Below are 18,065 nucleotides of genomic sequence, written 5' to 3' on the forward strand. Positions count from 1 at the left end.
GGAATCTCCTTGCATACCCGATAGAGTTGCTGGGAGAGAATGTCAACCAGAAATAGATTGGAAGCGTTGAATAGTAAATGGTTCGATCATAAGAGAACTCTTCTGCTCCAAAATCAACTCTGACATAATTCGCCCTACTACAGGTGAAAGTTGAAAACCATGAGCAGAGAATCCAAAAGCATGATAAACGTTAGGCACCTTAGCACTAGGACCTATAACCGGGATGTGATCGGGCATAAAAGCTTCCAACCCCGCCCATGTCCTGACAATTCTTACTTCAGCCATTCTGGGGAAAAGGGTTAGGACGGTACGACTACTTTCACTGAGTTTAGAAAAGTCGATATCTGTTGTTTCCTGGTCTAGATCATGATCGGCTAGGTGTGCTCCTCCAATCAGTATGGTCCCGTTCTGCATCTGCTTAAACGACAACTTGCGAGAAGTAGCCCCCACGACCGGATCTAGGAAAGGAGGGAGTCGTTCAGTCACCATCATCATGGGAGCACCCACCGTCAACGGGACAGGTTCTTCCAATTGCGCACAGATTTGCCCTGCCCAAGCCCCTGCACAATTGACGAGGATTGGGGCATCCAACTGGGCCTGTTCCGTTACAACTCGCCAAGTACTTCCGACCTGCTCTAATTCAGTGACCCGGCATCCCGTCCAATATTCCACACCTAGGGTCTCAGCTGTTCGGCGAAAAGCCGTCAGTGCATGATACGGACGGGCCAAGCCATCTCCAGCAGTATACAATCCACCCACGCAATGGGGGGCTAAATCGGGCACCAGTTGGTAGAGGCGATCGTGATCTATGATTTGCTCATGGTCAAAGCCAAGATCGCGGACCATAGCAGCCCGTTCCTCTAGCTTGTGCAAATCCGCTGCATTCTCCGCTACCTTAACCTGGCCGCTCAGTTTCACATCACAGTCACTGCCCACCAAAGCATGAATATCCCGCCACATTTCTGCAGCAACAACCGCCAAAGGAATCTCCGCAGGATGACGATTCAACCGCCGCAGGCCTCCCGCATTAACTCCCGAGGCATGGCGACCAGGACTATTTTTTTTCTAAAACTATGACCTTTTGGCCCGCTTTAGCTAAGTGGAGCGCAGTCGAAGACCCAATCAACCCGCCCCCAATAATCACAACATCTGCCGTCATTCTTCTGCCCCTCCTAAGTCAGCCAATTGGGCAATGCTCAAGGGTCTGATCGGGGGACGCACTCGGAACGGGGGATAGTCAGACACCGGACGCTTATTTTCGGCGGCGACCATATGGGCCACGACTGAAGCACATTGTCTTCCCTGGCAAGGTCCCATTCCACAACGCAGGAAAAACTTGACCTGATTCGGATCGGAATGTCCTTCGTGCACAGCACGGCGGATTGCCCCTGCTGAAATCTCTTCACAACGACAGACAATAGTGTCGTCATCTGAGGGTACCAAGAGTGAATCTGGCAGTCGGTATAACGTTTCTAGAAACGGCCGGACACGCAGGTCTTTACGCATCCAGTTCTGATCATCCTGGCCTTGGGAATCTCGCTGCTGACGACTGATCAGGTGCACACTCCTAGCCGCTTCTAGGGCAGCCAATCGTCCACTGTGTTCGGCACTACGGGCACCGCCAATCCCCGCATTATCCCCAACGACGGCAAGCCCTGGCACATTGGTATTACCCCATTCATCCACCTGGGGACACCAACATTGTTGGCCCCGATCCCAAACATGATGACACCCTGCTGATCGGGTTAAATTGGTTCTGGGAATCACGCCAAAATGCACCAATAGATGATTGGTGGAGAGTGTTTTTTGTCTAGCAATTCCGAATCGTTCCCAACCAAAGTTCACTGCTTCGACCTGATCGTTGCCCTGGGCCTGCAATCTAGAAACACCGTAATAAATGGGCACGCCACCTTTTAATAAATCCACCGTATATTTCAAGCCACGAGCGATGTAATCTCCAGCTCTTAAAGCTTGAGGCAAACGCGGTGCAGCACGCCATAGGTTGTTGGTCGGTGAGCATTCAAGGATGGCTTTCACAGATACCCCAGCTCGGAGGTATTGCCAAGCCACCAACAAGGGCAATGGTCCAGTCCCAGCAATAACCATCCCACTGGCGGGGACAACACCAGAGGTTTTGAGCAAGATTTGGGCAGCGCCTACATTCATGACCCCTGGCAAGGTCCAGCCTGGGAAAGGGACTGGGCGCTCCATTGCGCCACTGGCAACGATCACCCGTTCCGCTTGAATGATAGAGGCTTGCCCTTGGCGTAGGATTCCGATCTGATGCTGGGCATTCAAAGACCACACCGTTGTTTGAGGCCAATACTGAGCCCCACTCGTCTTAAAAGCTTCAACCAAACTCGCCCCACGCTGGTAATCGGCCCCTAGTAAGGCAGACCGATCTGCGGGGGTTCGGGTGATTGCCCGGTAAATTTGGCCGCCAGGCGAGGACTGCTCATCCAGGACCACCACATCCATACCCAACTGAGCGGCAGTGGTGGCGGCACAGAGTCCTCCTGGCCCAGCCCCAATCACCACAAGCTGATAGGACTTAGGCATCTGTTCCACCAACTCCCTGCTGGCGACGAATAGTCATACCCGCTTTAACCTGTACCTGACAGGCTTGCTGATTGGGTGACCCATCAACTTCCATCAGGCATTCAAAGCAGACCCCCATCATGCATAACGGTGAGCGAGGGGCTCCTGAGAGGGAAGTCGTGCGGGTATAACCCAAATGATGGACTAATGCGGCCGCAGCCACTGTCTCACCCTCAGGAACTTGAACATCTGCACCCTCAATATTAATGGTGACGGTAGGCCCCTCTATTTCATTTAACCGCTTAAACATAAAGTAATTGTTGTACGCCTCTTTCCATTTTCCCAGACTCAAAGTCTCACTGTCGATTCTAGGTCAGAATGCTTACACACTATCTTTCACGCTAATTCAGTTACATGCCCTTTTACTTAGCATTGCTTAAGGCCGACGGTCTACGGTATTACATGCATTGATGAAGTGGGTCGGTAGGGGCGTCACTCAACCTAAATATTGGCAATCCCCATCAGATAATCACTGCAGAGTGGACAGCTCAAGGTCAGTCCTGCATTCGCTGTAATGGAGACTCACATATTTAAAGGGGGCTGTGCGGAATAGAAATAACGTTGGACTGGCCCCTATAGGTCCTGATTCTACTGTTGCAATCATGCAAACTTTACATAGAGTGATGATCGCTAGGAATTCGTTCAGGCTAGGGCTCAGCCTTCCCTTGACTAGAAGCTTCTCTAGCAAATCCCAAAACAAACATCTCTATCTGATACTTTAAGATTGGCTGATAACCTGTGGCCACCTGGCTCTCACCGTTCCAGAAAGCCCTTCGCTGGCAAAAGTTGTCAATCCGTAAGCGACTTCCCCCAAGCATCCTCAGCTCAGATGGGAAAGATTCAGAAATAATTCCTTGACGTTAGTTCCGAGCATCTCTTCCTAACTGTTTCGCGATCCAGGCTGATAACGATAGTGAGGTTATACACAAATGCTCAGTCATCAAATCCATTGTCAGTACTTCTCTCAGGAAGATCTACTTGCTTCCGGCTGCTTGGATGTTCGCATGGCGATGCAAGCAGCCGAAGACGCCTTGAAATCATTCAATCAAGGGGAAGTCATTTTCCCAGACAAGATCGTCCAAATTTTTGATGACGATACTCAAGAGCGGATCAATTGTTTACCCGCAACATTTAAGAACCATAAAATTTGTGGGGTCAAATGGGTCTCAGTTTTCCCCCCTAACCCAATCAAACATGGCATTCAAAATTTATCTGCCGTCATTATTTTGTCGGAGATTGAGCATGGATTTCCAATCGCATTTATGGAAGGAACCCTCTGCTCAAACCTGCGTGTGGGTGCCATGGGTGCCATCGCAGCCAAGTATCTAGCGCGAACTGACTCACAAATCATTGGTTTAATCGGGGCGGGCGAGCAGGCCAAGATGCATCTAGTTGCCATGAAAACAGCACTACCTTCTCTAACAGATTGTCGGGTTGTGGCCAAGGATAAGGCGGAGGAAGAACAATTTATTACCGAAATGTCCCCCATTTTGTCAGATGTCAAGATTGTGGGAACCCAGGAGAATCTTCAAGATGCGATAGAGGGAGCGGATGTCATTGTCACTGCAACCAGCGCCCAAGCGCCGTTGCTCAAGGCAGACTGGTTCAAGTCGGGAGCTTTCTATAGCCATGTGGGGGGGGTGGGAAGATGAATATGAGGTCGCGAAAATTTGTGACAAGATCGTTTGTGATGATTGGGAAACTGTTAAACATCGGACCCAAACCTTGAGCCGGATGTACAAAGAGGGGCAACTCAAGGATGAGGATATTCATGCCAATCTTGTTGAAATAGTGACGGGCAAGAAACCAGGTCGCACCAATCCCGACGAGCGTACCTACTTTAATGCTGTGGGGCTAGCCTATGCCGATATTGCGATTGCCTACGCCATGTTCCAAAGAGCGTCTCAAGCGGGCTTCGGTCAAGATCTCAGAATACAAAAGGAAATGATCTTTGAACATGCCTACTTGAAGAAATGGGTTCGACTATAGAACCCATTTGAAATCTTTTGGTAAATTCTCGACAATGGAAAGTGTCGTCAATTCCAAGTCCTATGGCTTATTCCAGCAGTCTGAGCGATTCAGAATGGGAACTCCTTGAACCGCTGTTACCCAAGGTTCTGCCTCTCAAGAAAAAGCCTCGCCCGCTCGAATGGAGTTATCGAGACCTCATTGATGGAATGCTCTATCGACTCAAGAATGGCTGTAATTGGGAAGACTTACCCAAATACTTTCCTCCCTCCTCAACGGTCTTTTGGCACTACAACGAGTGGCGCAAAGCAGGGTCGATTGATACCAATTTGTGTTTTGAGATGTAATTTAGATAGGATCTAATCCTATGTTCATTCCGCAAGTATACAGCGGATCGCAGGTTGGTAGGGGACATATTCAATCCTGGAGTATTTACTGATCAAGCTTTTTAAGAGTTGTGTCTGTCCCCCATCTATATGAAAACCGCTGTATGAGTCGAGTTAGTACAGTTAAACCGCATCTAACAGTGGATGAGGTGAAAGACAAAATTGCCACGGCTCCGACTGCCCGCTGTCAGCAAAAATGGATGATTATTTATAACGCCCTGGTAGATCCTCGCCCAGCTATCGAAATAGCCACGCATACTGCAACTAGTCTTCGAACGGTCCATCAGGTGATTGCCGCTTACAATCGCCTAGGAGCAGCAGCAATTGCTCCTAGGGCTAAACGGAAGAAGAATCCCGGTGCTTATCTGAGTATCGAAGAAGAGATTGAATTTTTAGAATCGTTTATTGAACGTGCTCAACAAGGTCATTTAACAACGGTTCAAGAGATCCAAACGGCCTTTGAGACTAAAGTGGAGACGTCAGTGGCACCCAGTACTATCTATCGTTTGCTAGACCGACACGGATGGCGCAAACTCATGCCTCGTCCCTCCCATCCCAATGGGAACAAAGCGGCACGAGAGGCTTTTAAAAAAACTTTCGGGGGCTGGTCCAAACCGCTGTAGCAGATCGCTCAGCCGAAGACCAACGTCCCATTGTGATCATGGCAGCAGACGAAGGGCGCTTTGGTCGTCTAGGACAAGTAAGAAGAGCTTGGTGTGCTCCTGGAATTCGACCCGAAAGTGGGCAGCAGCTTGTCCGTGAATATCTCTATGGCTATGTTGCTGTTGCTCCTGCGTTAGGAAAGATGAGTGCTTTAGTCTTACCCTTTTCCAATACTCAGATGATGAACTTATTCCTAGCACAAGTGGCGGATGAATTTTCAGACGGTTCTGTCGCAAAAATAGGTTCTGCGCTGAGAACCAGTGGTAATCTGAGAAGCTGTGTTTCTTCTCTCTCCCGCCAATGAAAACTGCTGACCTATTCAAGTGGCGTCATTATCGATCTGAGATCATCCTTCTCAATGTTCGATGGTATTGCCGCTACCCCCTCAGCTATCGTCACCTAGAAGAGATGATGCTAGAGCGGGGATTGGAAGTGGATCACAGCACCATCAATCGGTGGGTTCTCCAATATTCCCCTGAGCTAGACAAGCGCTGTCGCTGACATCTCAAGCCTACCAATGATTCTTGGAGAGTTGATGAAACTTACATCAAAATACGTAAAAAATGGCGGTACCTTTATCGAGCCGTAGACTCTGACGGCTACACCCTCGACTTTTTACTCACAGCAAAGCGGGACGCCAAGGCTGCGAAGCGCTTTCTGACCAAAGCATTGAATGCGGTTCATACCCATGAACCTCGGGTGATCAACGTGGACAAGAATCCAGCATATCCCCCTGCTGTAGAGCAGTTACAGGAAGAGGAACGTCTCCCTGAAGGCAAAATAGTACGGCAGGTCAAATACCTCAACAATATAGTGGATCAGGATCATCGAGGGATAAAACGTCTGGTGAATCCTGGCATGAGTTTTGGATCGTTTAACTCGGCTAGACGGTCGTGCATCAAACAATTGTGGGGTAGGTGAGTATGTCATCCCAATGCCAAGCTCGCGAGGCTAGATCAGCACGTTGTGCCGCCGTTGTTTTAAGCCGACTGTGTGTCCAAATCCAATTGAAATAGCTGACCACTAATCGAGCAGTGACTTTGGTTTGCGCCCACACTTTGCCAAATTTGTTCTGGCGTCGATGCCATCGACCACTGTGCTGTCGAATAATGCCATTGGTGCGTTCGAGTCGTTGAGTTCTGTCCTTGCCAATGTAATGGTCAATCTCCCAAGGCAACACTCTTTCGTAACCACCCCAATCGTCACTATTCCAGTCCTTGCAATCGGTCTTACCTTCAGTGCTAGTCACCAGTTCATTCAATAATGAATCGGTGTGCTTGCCCACACGACACGAGAGGATCACGCCGCTTGTGTTTGCCAAGGTAATCGCCATCCAACAATCACCCATCTCTAGCTCATGGGGAAGACAGTGTTTTTGCTTTTTTTCACAAAGGACCACATTTCATCTGCACTGACATCCTCCGTTTCAACGGCTTGCACTTGGCCATTATGGAGTTGCTGAGATCGTTGGCTAGCAGCTCTTACTAGTGAGACTACAGTGTTGTAAGCCAGGCCACTGGTCCGAGTGATACCTCGAAGACTACTCCCTTCTGCATGGGCTTGGAGGACTTGTCGGACCTGCTCTGGACTCACCTGACGACGATAGTAAAGGGTATCAAAGCGTTCGGTAAAGGTCTGCTGGCACTCAGGACAACGGTATCGTTGAAGCATGTTGGGCATCTTGCCATGCTTGTGTGCTTTGGAATGACCGCATAGTGGGCATTGCATGGGTAGGTTAGAAGCTGAGCTGAGCCTCTAGTATACTCAACCCACAATTACTTGAGGCACGACCGGCTAGACGAACCTTAAAAGGGTATGAAGCGATGAACATGATCCGTAAAGGTCAGATCAAAAATGTGGGCAAAGATGATGTGTTAGGACAGATCTCTTTCATCCACAAAATCTTTGGATTAGCAGCCTAGTCTTGGATGAAACTCAGAGGATTTTTGTACCTGGAAACATTATTTGCGACACAACCACAAAGGTAACTGCTCTGCTTCCCTAACAGGGGTTTTTTTGCATGTCCCCTCGAAAAGAATCTATGCAAGCCGCAAGGGAAAGCCTCCCTAAATAATGTACAGGTAAAAACTAACGGTAAGGTTTATAAACACCCGGATTATAGCGGTCCTGACCACCCACTAACGAAGGATCAGGATCAGTAACAGTAAAGTTCTCTAGATTGGCTTCAAAAAGTCTCTTCTGTTGCTCAGTCAAACCAGTAATTTGTAAAACGTCTTCCACACTGTTATACGGGGCATTTTGAACCACTTTACCTGCAATCGCGGGGTACAAACCTTTGAATTGAGTAAAAGCCATCACATTGGTATTGTTCAAATCTATTTTTTGACCAAAGTCTGTTTCTAGCTTTTCATCGATAGGATTACGATAGGTTTCTGACAGCACAATTGTAGGTATGAACTGTCCGCTCAACTCTAACGCCCTAACGGGTAGGAAACAGTTAATGAAGCCGAGATAAATACCTACGGCTAGACCCATTAAACCAAAACGACGAGCTAATAATTTCATATTCTTAAACACCTTCTAATAGTAGAGAATTAAATCCAAGCTTGTATAAGGTTCTATCATCAACCCAGAACTCCAAGTCAGGTTTGTCTTTAGGGTATCTTTGTCACATTGAGTCATTTCACTAAACTGATATCAACTCAAAAGCTTATTTTATTAATCCTGCGTCAAAGTTTTTGAATCCCATATTGAACAAGCTTCTGAAATTTAAAGCCTTTGCTCAATACAGGGTAGTTAGGTGAGATTATCTCAGCCCCTCTAGCTAAGGGAGGCTCGAAAAAGGTATTGCTGAAGGGAGTTATTGAGCCAAGATACTCCCATGGAAGAGAAAAAAAGGCCATTACTTTCAGAGCTAGCTTGCGTGAACTCTAACTGTGAAAGCTATGGTCAAGCGGGCCTTGAGAATTTAACAGTACGTAAAGTATACGGACAAGATCGAATACGGTATCTGCGCTGTCATAGCTGTGGAGCAGAGTTCAGTGAACGCAAGAACACTGCCTTTTGGAATACAAAAATCCCTGAATCTCGAGCAATAGAAGTAGGTCGTCAAATTGCAGAAGGAACGTCTATCAAAGGAACATCACGTCTGACCTACACCCATCCGGATACGGTGAAACGTTTGACCCTCAAGTTTGGTCAGCATGCCCAGGACTTTCATGAGCAGGAAGCTCAGCAACTGGATATCGACATACTAGAGATGGACGAACGTCATGGATACGTCGCCAGCAAAAAGCAGCAGTGTTGGGATGCGGTATCCATTGATGCCGCCAGTAAATTCATTGTCCACGTGGCAATTGGTCCCCGTAACACAGACCTGATAGAAAGGCTGATGCAAGGCAGTCACAGACGACTAGCTCATCCCCAAGACCTGGTGCTGATGACCGATGGAGAAGCGAGTTATCGCACTCTCTTTCCGGTCATCTTCGGGGTGTCTTACCTCCCCCCCCCCGTCAAAGCACGATGGGTCGACCTCCCAACTCCCAAGTATCGGATTCCTCGAACCCTTGCCCACGTCCAAGTCATCAAGCATCGTCAGGGACAAAAGTTAGAAGCTGTAGAGGTGAGCAAAGCTCATGGGAGCTGGCAACGGATCAATCAAGCGCTAGATGAAATAGGGTACAACATTCCCAACACCTCAACTGTGGAGCGTTTCAATGGCACTGCACGACGGATGAATGCTCATCAAGTCAGACGCTCACTTGCTTTCGCTCATCGCAGTAATACTCGTCAGGCCGTTGCTTGGTGGAGTGCTACAGTTTACAACTGGGTGAGAGTGCATCGCAGTTTACGAACTCCTCTAGAAGTAACCGAGGGTAAAAAGCGCTTTCAACAGAGAACTCCTGCCATGGCAGTTGGATTAACTGAACACATTTGGACTGTCGAATGTCAATTACATAGTCCGAAAGTATTTTGATTTTCCTCCTGCTATTAGAGATTTGATTTGAAGCTTTGTCACTTGTACTTGAGATCGATGATCTTCTGCCTCGGTGATGGCCGAAGGCCGGTCGGAGACCATCGCGACAGAGAGCAAATGACAATTATCAATAAAACCACCATCAATAGAGATGCTTTCGAGTAAGCATCTCTATTGATGGTGGGGTAAAGGAGGTTTATTCTCGCTTGGGATTAGCTAGAAGTCTTTGGAGAATTGGCCGCGTTTTTAGCAGCTGCTTGTTTTCGAAAACTCTCAGCCTGCATCTCGAAAATGGTGGCATGGTGAATTAAGCGATCAATAGCAGCCACTGTCATCATCGAGTTGGGGAAGATCTTATCCCATTGGCTGAAAGGCTGATTAGCCGTGATGAGTAGGCTCTTTCACTCATAGCGATGAGCAATCAGTTCGAATAGGACCGAGGTTTCAACATCAGACTTTTGAATATAGCCGAGGTCATCAATGATGAGCAGATCGTACCGGTCGAGCTTAGACAACAGGCTCTGCAATTCCAGTTGGAGTTTTGCCAGTTCCAGCTGTTGCACCAACGCTGTGGCCGTGACAAACTTCACCCGTTTCCCCCAACTCAACAATAGAAGTCCCTAATGCAGAGCTGACATGTGTTTTCCCTGTTCCGCTTGGCCCAAATATCAAAATATTACTGCCCGACTCTAGCCAGTGAGTTGTTTGGGAAAACTCCATGATGGCTGCTGGATTGAGACTGGGAATATGGTCAAACTCAAAATTGGTCCAGGACTTGCCGTAGGGCAGCTGCGCTTCGGTTAGCGCGCGGGAGATCCGATTCTGTTCTCGACGGCTGGCTTCCCCTTGGGCTAAAGCCAATAGAAACTGGGCGTAGGACCAATTCTCCTGAGTCGCTTGATGCTCGATGCTCTGCCACTCGTCGAGGAAATGTCTTAACCGGAGCTGCTTGAGCGTCATCATCAAATTGTCGTATGGATTGTCCGGTGCTGCATTGGAGGAGTTGGTCATAGTCGGAGAGAGCGTGCTGTTGTGAAATGATGTCAGGATATTGCTCAGTCGAGAGCTTGAACTCAAAGGCTTGTTTTAATCTACTCAAGGTCAGGGTGGACTGTTCCAGTTGGGTTTGTAGATAGTCAGCTACCTGGGATTCTTGATCCTGAGTTGCAGCAATGTAGAGGGCTTCTGTCATCAAACGGGCAGCCTGGTCCCGCTCAAAGTCAGCTTTGAGGGATTCCCATAGCTGATGCCATTGAAGATTGGGCAGTAAGTCTGCTTGCCATTGGCAGTAGAGAAACGCATGGGGCTTTCTCCTGAGACTTTCTGCCACATGCTTGTAATCGATACTACGAGCCCGTCTCTTCTTCCCAGAGCCATGGACATGGACCCGCGCCAATTCCACTACGGGAGTGGTGCCTAAGAAACCGACAAGGCGGTCATGGTATAGGTGCAGTTTCAACCGATGACCAATTAAGCGAGAGGGGACTGTGTACAGGACACAGCGGACGGCAATCGTGCTGTTGCAGCTGACTTTAGCGCTGCGGATTTCATAATCAGGGGTGCGATATTTGGGCAAAGGTTGTAATGTGGGGGAGCTCCAGTGCAAACTTCTTTTGACACTTGGCATTCAGCTTAGCGATGACTTGCTCGATGAACTGTTGATACTCAGCTACGGATTCGAAGTCAAAGCTGCCTCGACGATACAGGGCCTGGCATAATCGCCGCTTGAAATAGCCATGGGAGCTCTCGATGCCGCCATTCTCATGAGAGACGCCCAGATTGTTGCGGGTCGGCTCCATCCGGTAATGGTCACACAGAGTGGAATACAACTGAGTCAGCTGGGGGTTACGACCGCCGGTATTGCGATAGGCGGCACTCAGACTATCGGTACGGTGGGTCTTAGGCACACCACCACAGGCAGATAAGGCATTTTGTAGTCCTTGAGATAAGCCGATAAAACTCTCTCCGCCTTGAATCACCTGCACGTACTGCCAGCCGCTATAACTCAGTCGATAGTGATACAAGATATGGTGAAAGGTTTCACCCTGAACCGTCACACTGAAACCTTTGAGCTGGGTGAAGTCTGACTGTCCCATCTCTCCAGGATGATGTTGAATTTTGAACATCACTTCTTTGGGCTTGCCATGAGCTGCCTTCCATTTAGCGGTTCGGCGTTGCACGGTTCTGATCTTGTCATCATATTGCCCAGGATGGTCCTCTTGTAAGGTCTCAAATAGAGTAGTCGCTTCTAATCGAGGCTCACGCTCTAACATCGGCTCAAGTTCTAATTCCCATAATCCATCCAGCGGATCTTCACGGGTTTTCCAGTCATGAGGGCGGCCTCGTTGGGGACGATGGGTGCCACTATCAATACGACGGGCAGTGCGGGTTGAGATCCCTGCTTTGGCAGCTGCAGTGTCTTGGGAAGAGCCGGATTGTTTTGTTTTCATATAAAGCTGTACCTGTTGAGGTTTAATAGGAGCTGGCACTAGAGGTCCCTAATCGTCTTAGGTGTACAAACCCTAGTGTCTTTCCTGTATGGAGTTATAAAAAAGTGAAAAGGTATAGATGCTCTCTGAACTGATTTGAGATCTCTTGTGTTTTGAGAATGAGATCCTGATTTCTAGAGAGGTCTACGTAATTGTCAGGCGGTCATGTATTCGGTCTATGCAATTGTCGCCTATCATTTGGACCGAAGCTCAGATCCTCAGAGCACCGGTTTATATAGCTTCTCAAGAATAGGGGGCTGAGATAATCTCACCTAACTACCCAATACAGAAGACGGATTGAAATTCATGATGGATGAAAAAGTATTGCAGGGGATTGAACAAAATAAATGTTCTCTAAAATGATCCAATTGATGACTTCTGAGTACTCAATGATTCGGGCTGTATTTAACTCCCTTAAATCTTTTTAACTCTGATGCTAATGCTCAATATCATCGCATCATCGGGCGAGGTGGCATCCGTGTGGCAAGATCGGTTTTAGGTTCAGTTACGGCAAAAAAGTCCAATTTATCTTCAAGGAGTTTTTTCTGCTTTAAATTTAGACCTCGAATATTTAGGACTTGTTCGACAGACTCATAGGGACCATTGTTAATTATCTTTTTGGCAAGCGTTGGATAATACCCAGGGCAATCCTTAAATGAGATCGCATTGGCATTGTTTAAGTCAATTTTCTCGCCGATGGGTATGCATGAAGTTGGCTCTGCAACTTGCTGCACTTCAGCTACTCTCGAGTAATCTATAGACTGGCTTTGAATCTCTGCAGAAATAGCTCTAGATCGAGGCAATAATATTAGACCTAGACAAGTTAGAAAAATCAGGCCAAAAATGACTACTCGCCTGTAATGCTTCATTTTTAGTACCTCTATTGACAAAATTCTTAAAGTCTAGAAAATATTTCATACATGGTTCTCTAAGGAGAAGAAGATCATTCCTTCAGAACACTATTCAAAATCTATGGATTATCACTCAGACTTTCTAGTATTTATATATTTTGAGGACAACTTGTGAGAACTTTATGAGGTTCGTCACGCTTCATGAACTCAACACTTGTGCGACGGCATCCCGACTTGGATAAGGTAGCTTTTGATAACCCAGTGATGTTTGGCACAAAACAGTGGGTTCCCCCGCTTCAACCTCACCAATTTTGTGGCAAAGAATTCCAGATTTGTTCAGGGCACGGCAAATCTGTTGAGCATCACCAGCAGGTGTGGTTAGTAGGAGCGCACCTGAGGAGATCGCAGCCAATGGGTCAATCTGAAAGACCTGACAAATTTGAACTGAGAGTGGATAAATATGCACCGCTTCTAAATCAATCATGAGTCTACACCCACTAGCTTGTGCTAGTTCCCAGAGGGCTGTAGACAATCCACCCTCAGTAGGGTCGTGCATGGCGGTGACCTTGCCGGCCTGGATCGCGATCCGCGCATCTGGCAATATACTGATGCCTGGTTCGTGGAGGAAAGCGTTAGCCTGGATGATCTCATCAGGGGTTAACACCTGGCACAGTCGATCAGGAAATTCTCGGGAGAGAAGCGCCGTGGCTTCGATCGGCACACCTTTGGTGAGTAGAATGCGATCTCCTGGACTTGCACCAAGAGGCGTAATCAGATGGTCTCGGTCAACTTCACCAATAAGTGCACCCACCACAATCGGGCGATCTAAACCATAGGTGATTTCGGTGTGCCCACCAATCAGCGAGACATCAATATCCTGACAAGCATTGTAAATTTGCTTGTGAATCTGCTCAGCTAAGGCTGCAGTTGTCTTATGTTCGGGGAGTAATATTGTGACAATAAGCCAGCGAGGGATAGCCCCCGCAGTAGCTATATCGTTGGCATTAATTTGAACGACGTACCAGCCAATCTGGTCTGTCGCAAAGGTAATTGGATCGGATTTAATGACCCACAATCTCGAACCGACCTCAACCACAGCGCAATCCAGCCCAATTCCTGGACCCACAATAACTCGCAGATCATCAACTGGAGTTTGACTTAGACAGTGGGCCAATATGTCTGTGGGTAATTTACCCACCGGAAGTGTGTTCTGTTTCACGTAAAATCCTTGCCAGAGCTTCTCTAAAATACTTTGGTCTCCAATGGTCGAAGCATTACCCACTCACAATTTCATCAGGTTTTTCCTTCGGTTCAGACAGGAGGATGCACTCTAAAGCAGTTTGATGTGATGAGTAAGCTAAAGCTATAGAGAGTTTGACATATCTAGTTCCATCTCAATTTTTCTGTCCCAAATGATATAGTCCGCATGGGCTAATAGGGAATCCAACGATTCAATATCCATCCCTATATATTGACCAGCCTCCGTTAGCGCATGTTGGAATCCCATCACATCTGTTCCATAGCCACACAGTTGTGCAGCCGTTTTAAGCCCTTCCTTGGCATTGGCTCTAGCACAATCAATCAAATCTATACCTGTTAGAGGTTGAAACATATACTACAATTCTCCCTTCGTTCGACTTTTGTAAATTTGCAATTGAGAGTTTTTAGAACGGGCTACCTTTCTCAAGCAAAAGTTGTGGGTTTTGGTGGAGATGAGCATAAACACAGTATTGAACCTCTGAATTCAAATCAATGTATCTGTGGCCTGTGTTCTCTTTAGTCATTGAACGGCGATGGCACAATGTTCTTCCTTAACGTCACTACTGAAGACTGTTGGGGCAAGCCCCCAAGCCTTGAATAACCTGTTGTTGAAATGCTTCAATCTCTTCCCGGTTAGGTTTTCCATGCACAACAATTGCAATTTGGTAGCGTTGCATCACTTCAGTTGGAGTTTGTCCTTTGGCTAGACTTACCAAAGCGGTACTCATTACGCTTGAAGGAACACAAGGATACCCAAACTCCTTCATGACTGCCCGAAAATTCATCTCCAATTTATCTTGGATACTGCCATCGAATTTGACTCGAATTAACCATCCGCTTGGCAAATGGACCACCGTTACATACTCCAGGGGAAGCTCAGGTCGTTGCTTCAGATACTCAATCACCCAGATTGCGATACTGGCATTATCAAAGAGGTAGAGATATTCCATGACTTTATCGAGCAGGTAATAACATCGCTTTTCAAAGGCACTGATTACTCAAATGTCCATATTTTGTATGTTAGAAAATCAACTTGTGGATTTCATGAGGGTATTATCACTCCACGCTTTCGCTGGACTTTTTACCTGTCTTAGACTGCAATCTCTTGACCCACCATGAAAATGGGCGAACCGTAAGGAAATCACATCCCAAGAAACAAATCAGGAGTGGATATTTATGCTGGACGAATTAAAGAGCATAAAGATACGACTCAACGGCAGAGTGAATTTAGTCTTGGACTCTATGGGCAACGATGGATCTATGCCATGGAATTGTGGGCTGATTGGGTACAAAGTCTGATTGTGCTTAAACCCCATAAACGCCTCTATTTTCAGCGAGGATTCTTTGCTCTATCCCTTATAAAACAGGCTTTGTAGCTTCGTTGTCATCCGTTAAGGCTGCTCGCGTTGGGCAATGTTCATCAAGGAATGCTCTGAATTATCTATTACCAAAGCATTTCAGTTATCTCAGCTCATGGCGAATAAATCGGGACACTAACGCTTCTGTCTTGAATCACCCTATATTGATGGGAGGGAATCAATCTTCTTGGTTGGTCAAATTCTGAGGTTGGCTGAATTCTACTCCCGGAAACCACTCACCCCAATGCTGCGGTGCCAGCTCCCGCACTTGTTCCAGTACCTCTTTAGCAGCCAGACTCTTAGCCAATTTTTTCTTCTTCGCTACCCCGCTACCTTCAATTCGTTCACCCAGAATATACAACTCACACTTACAGATAAACCAATCATCTGAGCTGTCCATTTCGTACTCTGGATTCTCCCATCTCAATCTCTGGCAGACATCCATCAACATCCCAACAAAATTCTGACCACCACTGAGTGGTTTCACCAACGCAGCATGAATGGCTTTGGACAGCGATACCTTGCTAGAGGATGAAGATTTGGACGGCGATTGAGGCTCTGGTACCGGAGGCTGTACCCGCTCTTCTGGACTGACTAAGCTGCTCTGGAGATAGGCTTCTAGCCATAATAAACAAGCCTGATGACGGGCATCTTGCTTCCGGGAGTGGACTACCGGATGAATAGTTGTGAGTGATTCTCCAGATCGTTTGACCTCTAACCAGACAGTGAATGGTGTGCTATCCCCCACCTCAATATATTCAAACGCTTCCCAGTCCTTTTCCTGGCCTGAGGCAACGCTGATCACACTCGCAGCTTCCTGAACGTGATTGGCAAGATGCTGGACAACCTGCTGCTGTAATTCACAGTCATCTCCCTGAAAGACCAATAAGTACAGGTCTTGAACCGTTAATTTCTCTGATTCCAAGCGAGTCACCAACTCACTGTGTAGTCGCTCAAAGTCTTGGTTCTCAGCAGCATACTTCACCAAACGACTGAATTCTTTACTAGAAAGATGACCCAGCTCTTCAGGAGTCTGGAGTTGCTCTTGGTAGACCTTCTGATGCTCAGCCTTATAGTATTCTGAGGTCTTTTCTTCATCTTTACCCCTAACCTGGGCAATATGCTGTCCTAGCTGCTCAAGATCATGCACAGTATAGGGTACATCTTCCTGCTTGAGTACAGCTTTAACGATGCGATGGTTGATGAGATCAGCCAGTCTACGTATCGGACTGGTGAAGTGACAATAAGCAGGTAGGTTCAGAGCAAAGTGTCCGATTAACGCTGGACCATACTCAGCACGGTTCATCCAACTGTACAACCGTTGGCGAATGGCAGCGCTAGATCCTAGCGTCAGCAATGTCTGATACATCGTTTCCCGATCTGGGGCAATTGTCCTGGCCGTGTGATTGCGATACAGCGCCGGGATATCTTGAGCTGCTAACCACTGGGCGACAGCACGGTTCGCCAAGATCATAAATTCTTGGATCAAGATATGACTACGATGATGTTCACTCTGGCTTAGACTGCCCTCTTCCGTGAGCCACTGACCTTGGGCTGTCTGGGTCGCACCTATTGCGCCAGAGGTCAGACGATTCCGGTACAGATGCAATGCCCAGTGATGGGCCATCTCTAAGGTCTCTTGAAAAGCAGAGTGGGAGTCAGGCTGGGAGGCTTCAGCGTAGGTAAATCGTTTCTGGCTCGTCAGCCAAGACTCAAAGATTTCCATATCCATAATCTGAGCCTTCGCATCGAGGGTGACCTGGATCGTCAGGGTGGGACGCTTTTGGCACTCTAGGAGACTCAGCTTATCTTCTGAGAGCGGCCTCGGCAGCATGGGAGCATTCCCCTTATTGAAATAGCGTGTGGTTGTGCGCTCAATTGCCACTTGATCCAAACTCGAATCAATCTCGATGAGTTCAGAGACGTCAGCAATATGGATAGAGAAAACAGCACCTGAATCAGTGGGTTCAATCCAGATGGCATCATCTAAGTCCCGCGAAGTTGGACCATCAATGGTGATGCCTTGGACTTGGGGACGTTGCCATAAATAGTCAGCAAGGACAATCCGCTTGGCTGCTGCGAACGCTTGAGGAGGAAAACGGTTCTTGCTTTTGGGAGCTGTTTCGGTCTTAGCTGGTGGCCTGTCCTGAGTTGGTGATTTAGATTTCGTATCTTGAACTGACGCCTTAGCCTGTTCGATTGGTTTTCCCTGATCTAGTGTTATGAGCTTTTTATCTTGAGGTACTCCTTCAGACTTTGACTCCAGCTTTATCAGTGAAGGGGGTTTCAGCGTTGTTTTTTCTTGTTGCAGCGCTTTCTGTTTAGCCTGCTTCTGGGATTTCCTCAGTGCAGCTTTGCGTTGGGCTATTTTGGATACTTTGGTCTGGGTCTGGCCTGAGCTTAATTGAGCCTCAAGTTTTGCAATCGTACTTTTGAGTAACTTGGCAGCAATCGGGTTGGTGCATTCCTGAAGCTGTGTTCGGAGCTGGTTCAGCTTTTCTGAAGTGGCAGTAGGCATGGGAAGCTCACGGGGACAAACTTTTGGTCATTCTAGT

At 47.5% G+C, this 18,065-nt stretch carries 16 protein-coding genes and 5 pseudogenes; 9 read left to right on the plus strand and 12 right to left on the minus strand.

The window, feature by feature from the left end; genetic code table 11:
- Window positions 1–42: 42 nt before the first annotated feature.
- The 3 genes and pseudogenes from HRE53_RS29165 to HRE53_RS29175 all read right to left on the minus strand — a co-directional run bounded on the left by HRE53_RS29165 (window position 43) and on the right by HRE53_RS29175 (window position 2,848).
- Window positions 43–1,159: pseudogene (locus HRE53_RS29165) on the minus strand (NAD(P)/FAD-dependent oxidoreductase).
- Entirely contained in the window at window positions 1,156–2,559 is a 1,404-nt protein-coding gene (locus tag HRE53_RS29170; protein ID WP_212666946.1) for an FAD/NAD(P)-binding oxidoreductase, read from the minus strand. The pseudogene HRE53_RS29165 and the gene HRE53_RS29170 overlap by 4 nt, the downstream one beginning before the upstream one ends.
- The gene (locus HRE53_RS29175; RefSeq protein ID WP_212666945.1) at window positions 2,552–2,848 is read right to left on the minus strand and encodes a (2Fe-2S)-binding protein; all 297 of its coding nucleotides are present in this window, start codon (window positions 2,846–2,848) and stop codon (window positions 2,552–2,554) included. The genes HRE53_RS29170 and HRE53_RS29175 overlap by 8 nt, the downstream gene beginning before the upstream one ends.
- A gap of 679 nt (window positions 2,849–3,527) precedes the next feature.
- On the opposite strand from HRE53_RS29175, the gene HRE53_RS34685 reads away from it, so the two are divergent.
- The 6 genes and pseudogenes from HRE53_RS34685 to HRE53_RS29200 all read left to right on the plus strand — a co-directional run bounded on the left by HRE53_RS34685 (window position 3,528) and on the right by HRE53_RS29200 (window position 6,536).
- Window positions 3,528–4,250 (plus strand): hypothetical protein, encoded by a 723-nt coding sequence (locus HRE53_RS34685; protein ID WP_255801556.1) that lies wholly within the window; start codon window positions 3,528–3,530, stop codon window positions 4,248–4,250.
- Window positions 4,228–4,587 carry a hypothetical protein gene (locus HRE53_RS34690; protein WP_255801557.1) on the plus strand — a complete coding sequence of 120 codons (360 nt, stop codon included), beginning with the start codon at window positions 4,228–4,230 and terminating at the stop codon, window positions 4,585–4,587. The genes HRE53_RS34685 and HRE53_RS34690 overlap by 23 nt, the downstream gene beginning before the upstream one ends.
- Window positions 4,588–4,649: 62 nt before the next feature.
- The gene (locus HRE53_RS29185; RefSeq protein ID WP_212666943.1) at window positions 4,650–4,913 is read left to right on the plus strand and encodes a transposase; all 264 of its coding nucleotides are present in this window, start codon (window positions 4,650–4,652) and stop codon (window positions 4,911–4,913) included.
- A gap of 143 nt (window positions 4,914–5,056) precedes the next feature.
- Window positions 5,057–5,575, plus strand: coding sequence for a winged helix-turn-helix domain-containing protein (locus HRE53_RS29190; protein WP_235111757.1), 519 nt, complete (start codon window positions 5,057–5,059; stop codon window positions 5,573–5,575).
- Between the two features lie 38 nt (window positions 5,576–5,613).
- A complete protein-coding gene (locus HRE53_RS29195; RefSeq protein ID WP_235111759.1) occupies window positions 5,614–5,919 on the plus strand; it encodes a hypothetical protein in 306 nt (101 codons plus the stop codon).
- Window positions 5,916–6,536, plus strand: a pseudogene (locus tag HRE53_RS29200) (IS6 family transposase). The gene HRE53_RS29195 and the pseudogene HRE53_RS29200 overlap by 4 nt, the downstream one beginning before the upstream one ends.
- Here HRE53_RS29200 and HRE53_RS29205 read toward each other — a convergent pair.
- Window positions 6,514–7,343 (minus strand): IS1 family transposase gene (locus HRE53_RS29205; RefSeq protein WP_212662238.1). Its coding sequence is split into 2 segments (ribosomal slippage): window positions 6,514–6,999 and window positions 7,002–7,343, totalling 828 coding nucleotides; the frame shifts between segments, so codons are not numbered across the junction. The pseudogene HRE53_RS29200 and the gene HRE53_RS29205 overlap by 23 nt on opposite strands.
- A gap of 56 nt (window positions 7,344–7,399) precedes the next feature.
- Here HRE53_RS29205 and HRE53_RS29210 point away from each other — a divergent pair.
- A pseudogene (locus HRE53_RS29210) lies at window positions 7,400–7,537 on the plus strand (IS6 family transposase); the annotation flags it as partial.
- A gap of 166 nt (window positions 7,538–7,703) precedes the next feature.
- On the opposite strand, the gene psbU (HRE53_RS29215) reads toward HRE53_RS29210, so the two are convergent.
- A complete protein-coding gene (gene psbU / locus HRE53_RS29215; RefSeq protein WP_235111761.1) occupies window positions 7,704–8,141 on the minus strand; it encodes a photosystem II complex extrinsic protein PsbU in 438 nt (145 codons plus the stop codon).
- Window positions 8,142–8,457: 316 nt separating this feature from the next.
- On the opposite strand from psbU (HRE53_RS29215), the gene HRE53_RS29220 reads away from it, so the two are divergent.
- Window positions 8,458–9,552, plus strand: coding sequence for a hypothetical protein (locus HRE53_RS29220; protein ID WP_235111763.1), 1,095 nt, complete (start codon window positions 8,458–8,460; stop codon window positions 9,550–9,552).
- 212 nt (window positions 9,553–9,764) lie between these two features.
- On the opposite strand, the pseudogene istB reads toward HRE53_RS29220, so the two are convergent.
- The 6 genes and pseudogenes from istB to HRE53_RS29250 form a co-directional block, all read right to left on the minus strand.
- Window positions 9,765–10,515: pseudogene (gene istB, locus HRE53_RS29225) on the minus strand (IS21-like element helper ATPase IstB).
- Between the two features lie 590 nt (window positions 10,516–11,105).
- Complete coding sequence (gene istA, locus HRE53_RS35390; RefSeq protein ID WP_396133496.1) at window positions 11,106–12,041, minus strand: IS21 family transposase; 936 nt, start codon at window positions 12,039–12,041, stop codon at window positions 11,106–11,108.
- Between the two features lie 449 nt (window positions 12,042–12,490).
- Window positions 12,491–12,910 carry a photosystem II complex extrinsic protein PsbU gene (gene psbU / locus HRE53_RS29235; RefSeq protein ID WP_255801600.1) on the minus strand — a complete coding sequence of 140 codons (420 nt, stop codon included), beginning with the start codon at window positions 12,908–12,910 and terminating at the stop codon, window positions 12,491–12,493.
- Between the two features lie 181 nt (window positions 12,911–13,091).
- Window positions 13,092–14,174, minus strand: a complete 1,083-nt coding sequence (locus tag HRE53_RS29240; RefSeq protein ID WP_235111767.1) for an AIR synthase family protein — start codon at window positions 14,172–14,174, stop codon at window positions 13,092–13,094.
- 81 nt (window positions 14,175–14,255) lie between these two features.
- Window positions 14,256–14,504, minus strand: coding sequence for a hypothetical protein (locus HRE53_RS29245; RefSeq protein ID WP_235111769.1), 249 nt, complete (start codon window positions 14,502–14,504; stop codon window positions 14,256–14,258).
- Window positions 14,505–14,712: 208 nt separating this feature from the next.
- A complete protein-coding gene (locus HRE53_RS29250; protein ID WP_235111771.1) occupies window positions 14,713–15,102 on the minus strand; it encodes a hypothetical protein in 390 nt (129 codons plus the stop codon).
- Window positions 15,103–15,309: 207 nt separating this feature from the next.
- Between HRE53_RS29250 and HRE53_RS29255 the strand changes: the two are divergent.
- Window positions 15,310–15,528 (plus strand): annotated as a pseudogene (locus HRE53_RS29255) (IS4 family transposase); the annotation flags it as partial.
- 160 nt (window positions 15,529–15,688) lie between these two features.
- Here the strand turns inward: HRE53_RS29255 and HRE53_RS29260 are convergent.
- Window positions 15,689–18,028: a ribonuclease catalytic domain-containing protein gene (locus tag HRE53_RS29260; protein WP_235111774.1), complete on the minus strand. Its 2,340-nt coding sequence runs from the start codon at window positions 18,026–18,028 to the stop codon at window positions 15,689–15,691.
- Between the last annotated feature and the right edge of the window lie 37 nt (window positions 18,029–18,065).

It is taken from the genome of Acaryochloris sp. 'Moss Beach' (assembly GCF_021497025.1).
Classification (GTDB): domain Bacteria; phylum Cyanobacteriota; class Cyanobacteriia; order Thermosynechococcales; family Thermosynechococcaceae; genus Acaryochloris; species Acaryochloris marina_A.